This window comes from Bifidobacterium subtile (assembly GCF_000741775.1).
GTDB lineage: Bacteria > Actinomycetota > Actinomycetes > Actinomycetales > Bifidobacteriaceae > Bifidobacterium > Bifidobacterium subtile.
Map to the genome: position 1 here is coordinate 94,830 of NZ_JGZR01000016.1, position 16,887 is coordinate 111,716.

The window sequence follows — 16,887 nt, forward strand, 5'->3', positions numbered from 1 at the left end:
CCACTAAGCTCCCACCGCAATGCATCCGCAGGGTCACATGGCACAGGGTTACATAGCGCAGGGTTTCGGCGGCAAGGCTGGCGGCCGGCGCCCCGCGCTTCCTCTGCCGCGACTCTGCGCACCGAGGCATGTCCCGCCTGCTCGTCCCAAACCAGTCCGCGCCGCCCAAGACAAACAACGCCATGTGCAATCGTCGCCTATGCGACGTGCCGCAACCGGGATAATGTGGTACCAGAACAAGTCGAGACGCGTCGAGGAAGGGGACCCATGCCGTCATTCATGCATGCCACAGACACCAGTGGCAACACATCGCTATCCGCCAACCCGCATGCACGGTATCGGCGGGCTGCCGTGGCGCATTCGGATCGGGACTCATTGCGCTCCTACGCTTATGCCGATTCCTCACACTTCAAGACTTCATCCGGCAACGGGCCGTATGCGCAATCGTCTGCGCCCAACCGACCCATCACATGGCTGCTCACGCTGCTCGTCGCGGCGTTCGGCGGGCTGCTGCGATTCCTGCGGCTTGGCAACCCGCGCGAGATTGTGTTCGACGAGACCTACTACGTCAAGGACGCATGGACGATGCTGCTGACCGGCGAGCCGCGCGACTGGCCGAAAACCACGCTCATAGACGGGGTCAGGCAGCCTATCGATGCGGCATTCGCCGCCGGACACGTGGGCGGCTGGCTTGATACAGCCGAATATGTCGTCCATCCACCGGTGGGTAAATGGCTTATCGCCGCAGGTCTCAAGCTCTTCGGCGGGGCAGCGAACCCCTTCGCTTGGCGCGTCGGCGTCGCCGTGGCAGGCACCGTGGCGATTGTGCTGATGATTCGCGTGGCATTACGGCTGTTCCGCAACGTGCCGATCGCCTTGATCGCCGGCCTGCTGATGTCGCTCGACGGGGTCGGCATCGTCATGAGCCGCACCGGGCTGCTCGACAACTTCATCATGGTTTTTGCGCTCGGGGCCTTCAGCCTGCTGCTCATACACCGCGACTGGGCGCGAGCGCGGCTGCATGAGCAATACGCGCGCGACTCACGATCGCATTCCGCCACATGGATTCCCAGCACATCGCGGCATGGCAAATCCTTTATGCTCAATGCCCGCGGGCCGTTCATCGCGCTGTCATGGTGGCGGGTGGGCGCCGCGACGCTGCTCGGTCTGGCAACCGGCGTGAAATGGTCCGGCATATACCTGTTCGCCGCATTTGCCGTGATCAGCGTGACCTGGGACGCATGGGAGCGCCATCAGACCGGCTACCGCGGATGGCTGGGCACCGGGCTGGTCAAGGATGCTCTGCCGAGCGTCGCGTATATGGTGCCGCTCTGGGCGGGGACGTATTTGGCCGGATGGCTCGGCTGGTTCATGCACCGCGATTCGTACATGCGCGACTGGGCCGCCGCCAATCCCAGCGAAGACATCGGCTGGCTGCCCGAAACGCTGCGGTCCTTCGTGCAATATCATGTGCAGATGTGGCAGTTCCACACCACTTTGGATACGCCGCATGCATATAAGGCCAATCCACTCACCTGGCCGCTGCAAATCCGCCCCACGAGTTTCTATTGGACCAAACTGCACGGCCACCCTGGCCTATGCTCGCTGTCGCCGGACTCGCAGTGCGTGTCAGCCGTAACCTCCCTAGGCAATCCGCTGATTTGGTGGCTCGGGTCGTTCTGCGTGATCGTCGGCATCGTCGTTGCCGTGAAGCGGCGTGGCGACTGGAAGATATGGGCCGTTCTCGCTGGATTCATCGGCGGCTGGCTGCCTTGGGCGCAGTACCTGCATCGCACCACCTTCACCTTCTATTCGATCGTCATCCTGCCTTGGATCGTGCTCGCGATCTGCTATGCGGCTGACTGGTATCGACGAAGCGTCTCGACTCGTGCCTGGCGGATCACCATCGGGGTTGTTTTGGGGCTGATCGCGCTGGTGACGCTGTTCTTCTACCCGATTTGGACCGCGATGCCCGTGCCGTACGAGTTCTGGCTGAGTCATATGTGGTTCAGATCGTGGATCTAGCTGCGCTACACTCAGCCTTCGCGACCTTAGCGGTCGCTCACCTCACCTATGCGAAGTCCACAGGGCTTCGCATTACGGCTCAGCTTATGTGACTGGTTGCAGAATTAAATCTACCTGTCAGGCAGTCTGAGATGGGGTTTTGCTGCCTCATAAAATGGACTCGCATCGCAATGGCCATCAATGCTGGGCGATATCAACGGTCACGTCGTTGGGGCTTACTTGCAAGGCACAAAACCCCAGTTTCTCCGCTTGTATCAATTTTGCACGTCATTGCCCAATCACTGCATGCTGTGGAGTGGCATGATCCTTACCGCACATGCCTAGCGATGCGCATCGGTAATGAGGAGCGTTTGGTTGCTGCGGCACTTGCGGCTTATTGTAAGCGCTGCCCGATTCGTCGTTGCTGCCGTCACCGCAAGGCCGTGGTGGGTCGTGGTGTAAGGTGGACACGCATTGAGACCGCGTACGACAGGATTTTCATGGGCTTCGTTCATTTCCTCATCGAACTGCTGAAAGATCCGCGCACCATCATCGCGCAATGGATCGCCATGGGTGTGGCGCCGACGCTGGGCTTCATCTTCCTCATCGTGTTCATCGAAACCGGCGTGGTCTTCTTCCCATTCCTGCCGGGCGACTCGCTGCTGTTCGCCGCCGGGTTCTTCGCGGCACCCGACGCGGCCACCGGCAAGCCCGGCGCGCTGCCGATCATGGCGCTGCTGCCGGTCGTATGGGTCGCGCCGATCATCGGCGACCAGTGCAACTACTTCATTGGCCGCTTCTTCGGTAGGCGCATCATCGCATCAGGCAAAGTCAAGGCGATGACGCCTGAACGGCTGGCCAAAACCGAATCCATGATCGAAAAATGGGGTCCGCTTGCGGTCTTCATCGGCCGCTTTTTCCCGTTCATCAGAACGTTCATGCCCTTTATCTCCGGCATCTCCGGCATGCGCTGGGCGCGGTTCACGCCGTTTTCGATGCTTGGCGGACTCACCTGGTCCACCCTGTTCACCCTGCTCGGCTACTTCTTCGGCGGCATCAAAATCGTGCAGGACAACTTCGAACTGGTCATCGTCGCCATCCTGCTCATCTCCATCCTCCCCACCGTCATCGGCCTGCTCAAAGCCAAGTTCGGCAGGAAACCGCAGCCGGCGCGGCATGGTAAATAATGGTAAATAGCCGACTCGGCCAATAGCGGGGCAACGTGGCCCGCACATCAGGCACGGCCAACGCCCTGCAATTCACGGCAGACACCGTCTGACGTCCGCAGCTGACAACTCTCCGCATCTCTGCCCTCCCGCATCTGCGCGCCTTTGCTCCGCCGTCACCGCGCCTCGCTCACATCCTCCTCAACGTTTCCATCCGTTTTGTGGCGCTAATTCGAGGCTGACGCTACAATCCGGACGATAAGCAGACGTTAGCGGCAGTTTTGTAGCGCTAACTCGGGGCTGACGCTACAATCCGGACGATAACGAAGCCTCTGAGACCGTTTTGTAGCGTCAGGGCATCGTTAGCGCTACAAAACGGTCTCTACAATGAATCCGCTCTGAAACGACGCTGCCTTAGCCGACCCCGACCCAACCCAACCCAACCCAACCCAACCCAAAATAGTCCAAACCCGCACACGCGCAACGACCCTACCGACTGGCAAATGGACGCGGGACGCCTGCGAGTTCTAGCTTGCGAATCAGCACGGCTTTATCCATCAGTTCGGAATAATTGACGCGCACAATGGTCGTCACACCGACACGTCGCAACGCGTTCTCTCTATTGCGCTCTTCGAACACAATGCGCTCGGTGCTGCGGCGGCCAGTCATCTGCAGATCCGTGTATTTCGCGGAGCCGTCAAACTCAAGGACGATAACGCGTCCGTCAAAAAGTCGCCATAGAAAATCGACACGATAGCGCACGCGCGCATCATTCGGTTCGATGAATTCTTCCTGCAATATCGGAAGCGCGAATCCCGCATCAATAATGATGGCCCGGCACAATGACTCGCCGCCGTTCTCGCTCAACGGATTGGCGTAGCGCAGTAGGCGTTCCACCGAGTCGAGATTTACGCGCAAACCGTGGCACGCCACACGCACTTCATCGCGAGAAACCATCTTGGAACGCAGAGCGGAGTCAAAGATCGGCAGCCCTCTTTCGAACGGATAGCGCGCGCAATCAACGAGCGTTCTCGCCGGACTCGTAATGCGAACCCCATCGCACCGCCAGATCGCTGCATTATGCACGCTCAGTCGACGCAGTTTGTCATGCCCATGCACTCGCACGGACCCGTTCGTCGCGATATGAACGCAACCGTCGGCGTGCAATCCCCACGAATGCTCGAATCGCAAAACGGTGGCCGCGCTCAACTCAGCGAATACCCATTGCGGATGCATCATCGCCAGCGCCTTGATCAGATGACGCGACTGCTCAGGCGGATTGAGCGCATGCCAATATTCGGACCGCGCGTACACACCCGGATACGGACTTATCAACTCGCCCGAGTCCCTCCGCCTGCGCAACGCCCTGTTTTGCGCCTCGCCCAAGCCATAGCAGCACCGCCCTTCCGACTCGGACCGTGCCACAAGCGCGATGACACCTTTGTGATTCCTCATGACTTTCATATTCAAGACTTTCACGCTATGGGACACGCGCACTGCCACACAAGCTGAACAGGGTCCTGTGGTCGAAGGCTTGATGGTTCGGCGTGTCGCGTTGCGAGACAAGGGTTTGCTGCCGGCGCATACTATATGACCACGCTGAGAATCTGCCTGAGCGACGAACCTGAGGGCCGAGGTCTGGGGGTTGAAGCCTGCGGGTTGGGTGCTGCGTTCGAAGCCTGCGGGTTTGGCGTTGGAACCGCAGCGCCCCCTCACCGTACGTTTCCCGTCACCTTCCCCAGTCCCGTATCGGAAAACGTACACTGAGTCGGAGTTATCGTACGTTTTCCAATACGAATCTGCTGAACGTGCTAGAAAACGTACGCTGACACACAAAAGCAGGCCGCGAACACGCCGTTACCGGTTTCGCTGGTCCGAGTTACGCCAATGCGCAATGCCGGCACAGGACTGCGCAACATTATGACACCATGAATTGCGCTTGGGCAGAGGTTGTACTACAGTATCGAGAGTTGCCCGCGAGGGCAATGGGGCTGTAGCTCAGTTGGTAGAGCGCTTCGTTCGCATCGAAGAGGTCGAGGTTTCGATTACCTTCAGCTCCACCATAACGGAAACGACCATCCTGCAAAAGGTGGTCGTTTCCCGGATTAAGTTAAAAAACGTGGGTCTATTGCGGGCGTGTCATGTGTGTCCTGCCCAGCCTTTTCTGATGCCGAACCCGCTTTCGTAGGCGTTGATGCCGGGTGCCGGCAGTTGGACGGCGGTTTCGGTTCCCGGGGTCGGTTCTGTGTCGTGGCGTTCCGGTGGCGTTGTCCTGCTCCATGCCTCCGGCATGACGAACGATTCGGGGTCGGGGTGGCTGGCGAGCATGATGATCGCCCATTCACAGGCCCGTCTCATATGGGATTCGGATAGACCGCGATGGTGTTGCATGACGCGTTTGACGACGGCGTTGATGCCGCCCTCCAGCTGGTTCGTGGTGCTGGGGATTGGCCCGGCCGCGACGAGGCCGGGTTCCAGGAACGTGAAGAGCGTGCGGTCGCGTTGCAGACGGATGAACCGGTAGTAGGCGCGGCGCACCCGCTCGTGCGTCCACCACCACTTCCTTCCCCTGGCGTGGAGGGGATCGTCCTTGGCGTGGGTTCGTTCCTTGATGAACGCGCCGTGCTCGTCGTGCCACCGGTTCAGCCCGACCAGCCAGGCGGCCGCCTGGCTGCCGTCACGGATTTTGGTGAGGCGCCTGGCGAGTTTCAGCAATTCGCGTCCGGCCCCGCTCCTGGGCTTGTTGGTCAGATCCGTCCTGGTGCTCCTGAGCACGTGCACCAGGCAGCGTTGGATCCGTGCCCGTTTCCAGCGTTCCCGCGCGACCGCGAGACATCCTGCGCCACCGTCGCTGACCAGCACTCCGGGCTCTCGTATCCTCATGAACAGCCGCCGGTAGGCGGCCTTGCTCTCCCTTTCGCACCACTGCCAGGCGATGGGCCGGCCGTCCTCGCCCGAGGCGATCAGCAGGCACCAGCCATACGGCAGATACGTGCCGTCGACCTCGACGTAGCGATGAACGGGCCCGCCCTTCGCGATGCGCGGACTCACGTTCCAGCACCACGCGATCCTCGAGGCGAACGTCTGCCTGACCACACCAAGCCGGGCGGCGGCCTCGCTCAACGACTCCTTGCCCGTGACCCATGCCAGGAACGCGCGAAACTCCGCCATGCGCTTGAGATCGGCACGTTGCGTGGTCGAACTCAGCGAGCAGGCATCGCACCTCCAGCGCTGGGCGCCCGCATTCGTGAACCCCTTCTTGCGCATCGCCATCCCGCAGATCGGGCATCTCCTGGCCTTGGCCGACTTCCGTTTGCTCATGGAACAAGCAAAACCAAAAAGTCAAGCACCCTCCCGCATTAACCCGCCAACCGTTAATCACACCCCGGCACGCAAGCCAGCACAACACCCCACACGGAATTTAAGACCCACGTTTTTTAACTTAAGCCCGTTTTGCCGTAAGCTTCAGACGGTACTTTGACGGGTTAAGGGGACTGTTTCGTTAAGTGTGTAATTGCTGGTTTTGTTGTTGTGTTTTCGAGCCATCGATCGGCGAAGGTGATGGTGAGCGTGTTGAGTGCTGGTTTCCATCTGGTGGTCCATCGTACCTGACCTCACGCACCAACCCGACCGCCGCCTCCACCTGCGCGACACGCTGCCCGAATTCCTTCTTCTTCTCGTTCCTGTTCGCTGCCATGGCAGCCATTGTCTCAGTCTGCATACTCACCGGCCCCTCCCCGCCAATCAAACAGATCAGCGATCAAAGCTAATCACACACTTACCGAGACAGTCCCAGAGATCAGTGCGTTCACTCCGATACTGGCATTCAACAACCGAATCGAATCATTCAACGCGAGACTGCGTGAACTGCTCCACCACCATCGCGGCATGAGCCGGACCCACCAGATCAAACTCATCTACTGGTACTGCTACCAACACGGCATCAACCAGACACCGCTGGAAAACCTGCCCACGGACAACGACACCGACAGACTGCGCGCACAAGGACTCATCAACGAACACCAGCGGCAGGCAGCCGACCCCTACGGAACAGGACTCGTCTGGAATGAATTCCACACCAACACCCCACACCCCTACAACACCAACACCTCACACCCCTACAACACCAACTAAAACCCCACACTTTCCTGCCTATACCCCCCCCTCAGCCAGCACAACAAGAAATCCAGCCCCTATCGTCCCAAGATGCAGCTAAATTGAATTCATGTCTATATTGGTTAATTATTAATTTACTATCTGCGCGATTGCCGTATAATTTTTGTGCTCATAGGGTGATGGATGAGAAGGGGAAGCATTATGCAACTTGGTCTGAAACGGACGATATTCGGGGTTGCCTGTATCATTGCAGCCTGCACGATCCTGCTGGGATATGCGGTTTTCCCGGCTCATGCAGACGATTATACTGACCAACTTGTGGCACCTGCTCAAACGGCACGGGTTTGGGTGGATGTGGAATCCTCTGATTCGGTGTCGGATGGTGTTGATGGCACGCTTGGTTCAACGAACCTTGACTTCAAAGATTCGCCGGTGGGAGTGACTGCTGTGGTCAGTTCGGACCCAGGTAGCAAAGACTTGGCGTTGAAAGCCAAGAAAGATGTTGACGTGCTTGTTGCGGTTACCTTCGTGGACAAGAACGATGTGGTGCTCGCGCAGACTTCTGGGAAGGCTCATCTGACGAAATCCGCTCAGAATGTCACGGTTCCTCCTGTGAAGAAGAATGACAACGAGAAGAATGACAACGCTTCAGACAATAACAGTGGTGCAAGCACTAACGCAGTGTTGGGGCTCACTGGTGTGAACATCGCGGCAATAGCTGGCCTACTGGTCGTTGCCGCCATTTGTGGCACCGGCATCGTCGTTTTGCGTAGTCGACATGCTACGCATGCCATTCCCAGGCAGGGGGAGTGAGTATGTTCGCTTCATTATCTAAAGGTGCGCAACGCCTCCCTTGGTTCAAGAAAACTGCCGCCATCATAGTGACTTCTGCGTTGGCCGCTGCCGCAGGCATCACAGCAGTTCCCCTCAACGCCTACGCGGCCGATGTGTCGTCTGTAGGTAAGAGCGTCTCGTATGCTGTTGCCAAGCGAGTACCGGCCGTGGAATCTCAGATCGGCGTTCGTGCTGTACCTGTGGATGCGAAGGGTGTGGTCGCACTCCCTGGTACCGATGGATACGATTCGGCCTTGTTACGTATCAGCGCATTTGCACCAAAAAAAGACATCGTGTTCAACGTTGCTGGCTCTGCGGCATTAGCTGTGCCGTCGGGCCGCGATGCGTCTGCAACGGTACTTGCGCCGATTTCTGGCGGCAAGGCCGAGATCTCGGCATCCGCTGCCGTGAACGCACGAGTGGAAGTACTTGCCACATTCAAGAATGATTCCAAGACTCCGGGCGCAACCAACGTGGTTTCAAAACCCGTTTCGCGTGGGACTACGCGGCTGGGGGCCAAGCAGTCAGTTGGTGTCACGGGTCTTGGTGGTGTTCCCACCATTGATGTGAGAGCTGCCTATGTGACCGCGGATATCAATCTTTCGAAGAGTGGTACTGTCACTGTGGCTGATCAGCAGCTGCAACTGCCACAAGGGCACACCACGGTATCCACGATTGTGGTGCCTGACGCCGAAGAAGGAGATGTCCAGCTACAGTCGTCTGCCGAGGGGACCGTAGCATTTACAGTGCGCGGCTGGGTGAGCGGTTCTGCTGTGAACACGGACCATGCGAATGTCACAGGCAGCTATGTGCCCGTCAACGACGTTGACTGGTCGCACGGCAGTGCCAAGGCGGACAAGGATGGATCGGTTGCCGTTCCAGGGTCGTCTGATCGTGCGCTCTCCATCGCACTCGTGAGTGCAACCAAAAGTGACAGCAGTGCCGGTACTTCTAGGACTTTCCTCGACGTCGGCGAAGACATAGCAGGCAGGTCACAGGGTATTCTTGTCGATAGAAAGCTCGGCGCAGCCCCACAGCTTGAAGTCGTCGAATCTTCTGCTTCGCAAGCGGCTGTCAGTGTGCGAGGCGATCCGGTCGATACCGAAGTGCTTACTCTGGGTGACATTCTTGGTCAGCCGGGTAACAAGGGATCCGTGAAGCTCGCTATTACTTCGCCGCAGGATGGGTCTTCCATTGAAATTGCACAGACCGGTGGAATAACGCTGAAGGGAACAGTTTCCTCCCAGTCTTCTATCGACAGGGTTGAAGTCTATGGTAATTCCACGAAAATCGGCACTGCCGATGTGAGCTATACATCCAACGGTCCTGCGTGGTCGATTCCGGTCGCTTCGCCGCAAAGCCAGAATGTTACCTACAAGGCCGTTGCCATTGCACGTGACGGCGCACAGACTGACGCGACGATTAACACTCAGGTGACACTTCCTGACGCCGACGATACTGTTATTAATCCCGATGCTGTGGTCGTCGACCCGAACTCGCCCGACAACCCCGTGCTCGGGGTGAGTGATAACAGTGTGACCTTTGCCAATCAGCCCAGCTTCGACCTCAACAAGGTCATCGTGGCTGGAGTCGGGGATAAGGCGCCGGAAGGTTTCCTCCGCAGGGTTGTGGCAATTGACCACACCGATGCCGGATGGGTAGTGACTACCAAGCCGGCTACATTGACCGAAGTGTTTACCCAGGCCAATATCGACCATACACAGGCCGCTTTGAATAATGACACTACGCTAGTCAACAATGAGAATACGGATCCCGATGTGGTCGTCGAAGACGGCGATCAGCAGCCAGCGTCGATCGTTCCCGTCGACCAGCTTGATCTGTCTGATCCGGTTGATTCTTCGACTCCCAATCCCCAGCCACAGGCACGTTCTGGTCTGAAAGCGCAGTCACAGGATGCTTCGAGTAGCGAAGGCGAAGGACCTGAAGTTGGAGTGAAGAGCTCGTTCAAGGTTACCCTACCCGGAGAGGATGCTCCACACTCAGGTGATCAGGATGCTGATAAAGCAACGGACTTTTCGAAGAAAAGTGACGGGGATAAAGAGGCCAAGGACAAGGCCAAACTTACGGGTGGCTTGGCAATAAGTGTTGAGAACTCGTTAACTCTTGGTATCCGTTTCAAGCTCAAGGTAGACGTCACATGGAACTGGTTCGTACCTTCCGCCACACTCAAAGAGTTTCGTTCGACCATATACGGTAAAGTGAAGGAATCGGCTTCTATCTCGGTATTCGGCAAGGTTGAAAAGACCTTTGTCAAAAAGGATTTCGTATCGCTTCATACTCCTGCGATAACGTTTAGTATTGGGCCGATCCCGATCGTCATCAAGACTGACGAGTCGCTCAGTTTTGCTTTAAAGGGAAGTGGCGAACTCTCCTTGGAAGATTCCTATGAATACAAGAAATCATTCGAGAAGGGCGTGGAATTCTTTAACGGTTCATGGCAGGCGGTGGATGAGAATCATGATTCTGGAAAGAAAAGCGACCCATGTGTGCCAGATGGCTACGATGAGAAACTCTCCGGAAAATTAACTGCTGAAGCGGGTATCACCGCGGACGTAAAATCCCTTCTCTACGATGTGGTTGGTCCACAGGTGGAAGCTGGAGCCAAGGTTGTGGCGACACTAGAGGTTTCCACAGGGGCTCAAGACAACTACAACGTGAAGTTTGACCTTGACGGAGTGGGAACTGTGGCCGCTAAAATCGCAGTAACGGTACCGGTCATCGATATGACTATAGAGGATTGGACGCTAGATGAGGTATCCGTTACGAAGCACCTTCTCCGACTTTCCCGATCGTCTGATCGCACTTGCCCCGCAAACAGTGGCATCGGTGGAGGTACCGGTGGAGGTACCGGCGGCGGTTCCTCTGGCAGTATATATCAACTCACCGGTTCACTTAGTGATGCTTCAACAGGTGATCCTCTTACCGATGCAGACATTACTGTAACTGGTGACGATGGTATAGGGAACACTGCTCCGGTAGATGATTCCGGAAACTTCACCATCGAACTGCCACAAGGCCAGTATGACGTGAGGGTCACGAAGGCTGGTTATGTGGATTGGACCAAGCAGGTGGATCTCACCAAAGATCAGCACATCACTATTTCGCTAACTAAGCCAACTGCGTCGACCACCGAATACCGTGCAGTGTTGACGTGGGGCGAGTATCCACGTGACGAGGATTCTCATTTGATTGGTACCGACGGCAGTGAATCGCCATATCACGTCTACTACCAGGATAAGGAAGCCTACGATTCGCAGGGCAATCTCATCGCCTGGCTGGATGTGGACGACACCACCAGCTACGGGCCGGAGACGCTCACCTTCGATGTAGCTTCGAGCGGTACCTATAGCTATTACGTGCATAACTATTCCGGGGAAGCTCCACTGAACACATCCGGGGCGGAGGTACGCCTGTACCGAGGAGATAAGCTGGTGAAGACATACGGTATTCCTGCTGATTGGTCCGATCAGAATATCTGGCGCGTGTTCTCCATCGTCAACGGGCAAGTGGCTGACTATGTCAATCAGGATGTGGCATCTTCAAATCTGCGCAGTGCTCCATTGACACAGCAGAAGTAACGGGACAACACCCTACAAATAACTATGGGAGTATGGGGTGGGCATCGTTGTAAGACTGTTGTCCACCCCCTCTGCGTTTTTATGGCGCTTGTGGAAATTGTGCCGCGAACAGGCGTCTTAGAAAACTGCGAGGAAACTGAGGGGGAGTAGATTGAAGGGGTGCTGATGATAATCGCAGATTGTTGTGAATAAGGTGGATCGGGTCTCAAAGAGCTCAACGAACTAATTGAGTTGCACAATGCTGACAAGATCGTCACCTTGGGGATGCACCAACTCAATCGGGTCTACGATCATCTCCAGGAAGAGCAGGGGAACCTGACCCGAGTCGCTCAGAACCTGAACACGAAACGGGATCCGTTGACAAGCATGGCCAAACTGGACAGTGAAACTTTCGACTTTCAGCAATGCGATGATCTCGACGTCGAGGCAACGTTGAGATTCGTACCGGAGAGTGGGTGCCCGTCAGTCTGTCACTACACGAAGTTGGAGTGTTCTCCCAGCTGCAGCAGAGGCATATTGCACCATGACTACGTTGAATGAACGACTCCACTACGAGTAGCTCCGGCGACCATCGAGATCAGTACTGCATACGAACTCACATTCACAGACGATGAAAACGCGACCGATGATTCCTGGATCTTGGAAGCGAAATCCTTCAACACTGACGCGGCAAGTCTGCGTCTCGGACTCACAGTTGGTGATGACGATGTTAGCGCCAGCGAATTTGATGACGACGTCGATCCAGCAATGCTGGCTTCGTTCGGGGCATCAACCTCCGACCTGTTCACCACTTTGGCCGCACTAGCCCAGTGGGATTCCTTTGACGAGGATCGGACAGCCGCACTTACCTCAAGAATCCGGGTCCAAGACAATCTCGCGCGTAAAACCCGGAGACCAAACTCGACTGGGCGTACCAAAGGTGACGACAGAGATCGACCTTGTCTGTGGACGCAACGGGGATCCGAACATCTGGCTGATCGAAGCGAAGGACCCGGTATCGGTCTATGGCTTTGCAGAGACAGCACGAGAGTTGCGGACGTTCTACAGCGACTCTAAGACCAAAGGTCCAATCAAACCTTGCTACGCAACTCAGCTGTCGCGCCCGTACAAGGTACTCACCGAAACACAATTTCTCGCCACACTCGGTGATACTTATAAAAAACCACCACTGGCACCGGCGAGCCTACGCGGAATTATTAAAAGGTCAGATCAGCAACGGCTTGCAAACCTCCTTAATTATCGTGTGCAAGAGTGTTCTCCCAAAAGATGAAACCCACTTAGCGTCACAACTCCTGAGACCTAGTGTGCATGTCTAGAAGTCAACGAGAAGACCATCTCTAGTGGTTTTTTCCTATCGTGTGGTCGTTACCGTTTCGGTTGGCGTCCGGGCGGTCTGAGCACAGAGCCGCAGCCGACAATGCCTGCGCGCGCTCCCTCATAGCTGATCCCGAGACGATCCGCGACGGCTCGGATGCCCAGGCCCTGCGTGTAAAGCCGGGCTGCTTCCTTGCGCACCTGCTCGGGCAGACCGTAGCGCCTCGTGGGCACCTCGGCCCGGCCCAGTATCTCGGTGACCCTGACCCGGTGGATGCCATAGCGCGCGGCGATGTCCTTGACCGCGTCACCTCTCTCATAGTCGGCGACCACTTCAGCTCGATTCGGGAAGCTCAAACGGGTTTGAGACTGAGACGAATTTTCGGCCACCGGACCACGAACATCCGCCCGGACAGTCGGCCGGCGATGAGCGGCGAGTGGCCTGTTCCCGCGCAAAGTCCGGGAAATCAAGGCGACCAGAGCCTTGGAGTGGTTTGAGAAGCTCCTACGGAGGACCACGGACAAGGTTTCCGGGGTCTCCCGGGAGCCCTTTTTTGGACGTTTACGGTTGGTTTTTTACGTTTTCGGGAGAGTTATAGCCCAAACGTGTTGGTATAACCTAGGTTTCGGGACCGATGAAATCGTATGATTGTTTCAGTCCGCAGCTCACACCGTTGCCCGCTGCCGAATGCCCGCCAGGCGCCGGAGAATCTCCACTGCCAGCTGCGTTTTCGGCATTTGCTGCAGACGCTCGGTATGCACCTGCTGATTCAGCACACCGTTGTCGTCGGCGCCATCATCATCAGCTCCGCCATTATTCTCACCACCGCTGCTACCCTTACCGTTGCCTGCCGGAGTCAGAATCGTGACGACATTGGTATCGGTCGCGAAACCTGCTCCGGGTTCGCGCAGATCATTCGCAACCAGCATGTCGCAGCGCTTTGCGAGCAGCTTCTTGGCCGCATTATGAATCAGATCCTCGGTCTCCATCGCGAAGCCGCACAACGCCTGCGAGCCGTCAGTGCGCTGATGCGCACCCAGCCACACGAGAATGTCCGGATTGGACACGAGCCGCACTGTCAGATCGGCGCGACCCTGCTTCTTGATTTTCTCGGCATCCGCATGCTCGGGCTGGAAATCGCCGACCGCAGCAGCCATGACTGCGATATCCGCCGACGCGAAACGCCGCTGCACAGCCTCGAACATATCCTCGGCGCTGAGCACCTGGACCACATTCACGCCCGTCGGCTCGGGCAGTGCAACTGGCCCGGATACCAGCGTGACCGCTGCCCCCAATGCCTTGGCGGCCTGAGCGAGCGCATACCCCATTTTGCCGGTCGAATGGTTGGTGATGTAGCGCACCGGGTCGAGCGGCTCCTGCGTCGGACCGGCGGTGATCAGCGCGTTCAGGCCAGCAAGCGGCTGCTGGTCATTGCCACTGCCCCTGCCGTTGCCGTCAGTAGTCGCCTCGCCCACGGTATCGTCAGCATTTGTCTTGCTCACGATGCCCGTTACCTGCTCATCCCTGCCGAATTCGGGTGCGCAGGCACGCGATGATGTCTGCCCGCACTCACCCGCCGTCTCATAGCCCGACGGTGTCTGCGCCGACGCCCTCATCGGCACCGGCAATGCCGCCTGCAGCATATCGACAATCGCGCGTTTGATGGTCGCGACATTGGCGAGCCGCCCCTTGCCGACGTCCTGGCACGCCAGGATTCCCGTCTCCGGCTCCACCAACCGATACCCGAACTGCCGGCAGACGGCGAGGTTGCGCTGCGTTGCCGGGTTCTCGTACATGTGCACATTCATCGCGGGGCACACCAGCTTCGGACAGGTGGCGGCAAGCATCGTCGTGCTCAGATAATCGTCGGCCAAGCCTGCGGCCAGTTTGGCGATGATGTTCGCCGTTGCCGGCGCGATGACCGCGATATCAGCCCATTTGGCATCTTCGATATGACTGACGCCCACGCCAAGATCATGATTGCCGGTGCCGTCGCCATCCATCGAGAGCGCGTATTCGGTTTCAGGGAACATATCGGTCCGCGTCACGCTATGGGTCAGCGCGTCGAATGTCGCCGTGCCGACGAACTGCCGCGCCGCATCGGTCATGATGACGCGAACCCGGCAACCGGTTTTAGTCAGGTCGGAGGCGATCTGGCACGCCTTGAACGCCGCGATCGACCCCGTGACGCCGAGCAGCACATGCGGCGCACGATGCCGGAGCGATTGATACGCGGCAACAATCGCACTGGCGCAGAACCAGCAGAGTCGTCAGAACCCTCAGAACCATCCATATCGGCAAGCATACTCACACGCTCTCCCGCGGATTACGCTCGGTTCTCAGCGAAACAAGGGGGCGCGTGACTGCTGGGCTCAGGAGCGAGCACGCTGCGAGCCAAACGTGCAGCAGCCTACGTTTGCCGTCGGCAATGCATCTGCAACGCGGCAGTGCCGACATCACAACATTCGCACAAACTTCATCACCATGCGGGGGTTGTGACGCGCCTCCGACTCAGCAACAGCAGCCGCCCAGTACAACTTCCGCCCGGCGCAGATACTGTTCAGCACAACCTTCATTCATGCGTTGAAAACGTAGCGACTCAGCCGCGACATGGCCTCTTTCACCAGGCTCAATGGCAGCGCGAGGTTCACTCGCAGCGCGCAGGGAGCGTGGAACTGGCGGCCGTCCTGCACAGCCACGCCGACATCCCATGCTCGGTGAAGAAGGCCGTCCAAATCCATGCCATGTTCGGCGCACCACTTGGTGCAACCCAGCAGCAGCATGTATGTGCCTTCGGGCTTGAACACATCGACCCCGGCGAAATGCTCGGCGATGTAGTCGCAGGCGTAATCCACATTGTCCGCCAGCACTGCGCGCAGCTCGTCAAGCCATGCGTGGCCCTCGGACGAATACGCGCCGACCAACGCATGCATCGAGAGCACATTCATCTCGTTATAGTGCGACTTCGCGCCCTTCGACACCACGCGGTCGCGCAGCGCCGGATTATAGATAATATGGTAGCTGCCGACGAGTCCGGCCAGATTGAAGGTCTTGCTTGGCGCGTAGAAGGCCGCCGTCCGGTTTCGCGCATCCTCGTTCACCGATTGAGTTGGGATATGCTTGTGGTCGCCCAAGGTCAGATCGGACCAGATTTCGTCGGAGATCACCACGCAATCGTTGGCCCGGTACACCTCCATCGCCCGCTCGATCTCCCAACGCTCCCAGACGCGACCACACGGGTTGTGCGGGCTGCAGAACACCGCCACATGGATATGATTTTCCTTGAGCCTGCGATCCATGTCCTCGAAGTCCATGCGCCACACGCCCTGCTCATCCCGGACCAGCGGGCTGTGCACGATGCGGTAGCCATTCGATTCGATGCTGCCGGTGAAGCCGACGTAGGTCGGGCTGTGCAGGAGCACCGCGTCGCCGGGCGCGGCGAAGGAGGTCAGCGTGGAAATCACGCCGCCGAGCACGCCGTTCTCGTAGCCGATGGCCTCGCTGGTGAGCCCTTCAACGCCGTTGCGGGTGCGCTGCCAGTCGATGATCGCATTGAAATACTCATCGGTAGGCTCGAAATAGCCGAAGGCCGGGTGCTGCGCCCGCGTGATGATCGCGTCCGTAATCGTGGGGACCGTAGCGAAATTCATATCCGCCACCCACATGGGAATCGCATCGAAACCGTCCTGCGGCGCGTCAGGCGCGATGCCCCAATGCGCCCCGCCCAAGCCATCCACCGCGAGCGCATCCTTGCCGTGACGATCGATGATCGAAGTGAAATCGTATGTCATGCCTGTTTTCCAGTCCTTACTCTTATTGGCTTCTGCCTTACGGCTATTGCGCCGTTTCCCGC

General features: G+C 57.8%; 12 protein-coding genes and 1 tRNA gene. 7 read left to right on the plus strand and 6 right to left on the minus strand.

Annotated features, from left to right (window positions below; genetic code table 11):
- The first annotated feature begins 267 nt into the window (after positions 1 to 267).
- Together BISU_RS10175 and BISU_RS10180 are read left to right on the plus strand one after the other, a co-directional pair.
- Positions 268 to 2,025, plus strand: coding sequence for a dolichyl-phosphate-mannose--protein mannosyltransferase (locus BISU_RS10175; protein WP_024463866.1), 1,758 nt, complete (start codon positions 268 to 270; stop codon positions 2,023 to 2,025).
- Positions 2,026 to 2,504: 479 nt separating this feature from the next.
- Positions 2,505 to 3,191: a DedA family protein gene (locus BISU_RS10180; protein WP_024463865.1), complete on the plus strand. Its 687-nt coding sequence runs from the start codon at positions 2,505 to 2,507 to the stop codon at positions 3,189 to 3,191.
- A 468-nt stretch (positions 3,192 to 3,659) separates the two neighbouring features.
- Here BISU_RS10180 and BISU_RS10185 read toward each other — a convergent pair whose 3' ends face one another.
- Entirely contained in the window at positions 3,660 to 4,556 is an 897-nt protein-coding gene (locus BISU_RS10185; protein WP_152599221.1) for a type IV toxin-antitoxin system AbiEi family antitoxin domain-containing protein, read from the minus strand.
- A 601-nt stretch (positions 4,557 to 5,157) separates the two neighbouring features.
- Between BISU_RS10185 and BISU_RS10190 the strand changes: the two genes are divergently transcribed.
- Positions 5,158 to 5,233 (plus strand) — tRNA-Ala (locus BISU_RS10190).
- A gap of 76 nt (positions 5,234 to 5,309) precedes the next feature.
- On the opposite strand, the gene BISU_RS10195 is transcribed toward BISU_RS10190, so the two are convergent.
- Together BISU_RS10195 and BISU_RS12665 are read right to left on the minus strand one after the other, a co-directional pair.
- A complete protein-coding gene (locus BISU_RS10195; protein WP_152599219.1) occupies positions 5,310 to 6,491 on the minus strand; it encodes an IS1249 family transposase in 1,182 nt (393 codons plus the stop codon).
- A 181-nt stretch (positions 6,492 to 6,672) separates the two neighbouring features.
- Positions 6,673 to 6,867, minus strand: a complete 195-nt coding sequence (locus tag BISU_RS12665) for a hypothetical protein (RefSeq protein WP_152599217.1) — start codon at positions 6,865 to 6,867, stop codon at positions 6,673 to 6,675.
- A gap of 191 nt (positions 6,868 to 7,058) precedes the next feature.
- On the opposite strand from BISU_RS12665, the gene BISU_RS11755 reads away from it, so the two are divergent.
- The 4 genes from BISU_RS11755 to BISU_RS12670 all read left to right on the plus strand — a co-directional run bounded on the left by BISU_RS11755 (position 7,059) and on the right by BISU_RS12670 (position 12,989).
- The gene (locus tag BISU_RS11755; RefSeq protein WP_024463862.1) at positions 7,059 to 7,304 is read left to right on the plus strand and encodes a hypothetical protein; all 246 of its coding nucleotides are present in this window, start codon (positions 7,059 to 7,061) and stop codon (positions 7,302 to 7,304) included.
- A 183-nt stretch (positions 7,305 to 7,487) separates the two neighbouring features.
- Positions 7,488 to 8,099, plus strand: a complete 612-nt coding sequence (locus BISU_RS10205) for a hypothetical protein (RefSeq protein ID WP_024463861.1) — start codon at positions 7,488 to 7,490, stop codon at positions 8,097 to 8,099.
- 2 nt (positions 8,100 to 8,101) lie between these two features.
- Complete coding sequence (locus BISU_RS11760) at positions 8,102 to 11,719, plus strand: carboxypeptidase regulatory-like domain-containing protein (RefSeq protein WP_051246148.1); 3,618 nt, start codon at positions 8,102 to 8,104, stop codon at positions 11,717 to 11,719.
- Positions 11,720 to 12,638: 919 nt separating this feature from the next.
- On the plus strand, positions 12,639 to 12,989 hold the full coding sequence (locus BISU_RS12670; RefSeq protein WP_152599215.1) for a hypothetical protein: 351 nt from the start codon (positions 12,639 to 12,641) through the stop codon (positions 12,987 to 12,989).
- 95 nt (positions 12,990 to 13,084) lie between these two features.
- Here BISU_RS12670 and BISU_RS10220 read toward each other — a convergent pair whose 3' ends face one another.
- The 3 genes from BISU_RS10220 to BISU_RS10230 form a co-directional block, all read right to left on the minus strand.
- Positions 13,085 to 13,390, minus strand: coding sequence for a hypothetical protein (locus BISU_RS10220; protein WP_033503100.1), 306 nt, complete (start codon positions 13,388 to 13,390; stop codon positions 13,085 to 13,087).
- Positions 13,391 to 13,699: 309 nt separating this feature from the next.
- The gene (locus BISU_RS10225; protein WP_024463857.1) at positions 13,700 to 15,235 is read right to left on the minus strand and encodes a bifunctional phosphopantothenoylcysteine decarboxylase/phosphopantothenate synthase; all 1,536 of its coding nucleotides are present in this window, start codon (positions 15,233 to 15,235) and stop codon (positions 13,700 to 13,702) included.
- Between the two features lie 375 nt (positions 15,236 to 15,610).
- Positions 15,611 to 16,825: a MalY/PatB family protein gene (locus BISU_RS10230; protein WP_024463856.1), complete on the minus strand. Its 1,215-nt coding sequence runs from the start codon at positions 16,823 to 16,825 to the stop codon at positions 15,611 to 15,613.
- Positions 16,826 to 16,887: the final 62 nt, after the last annotated feature.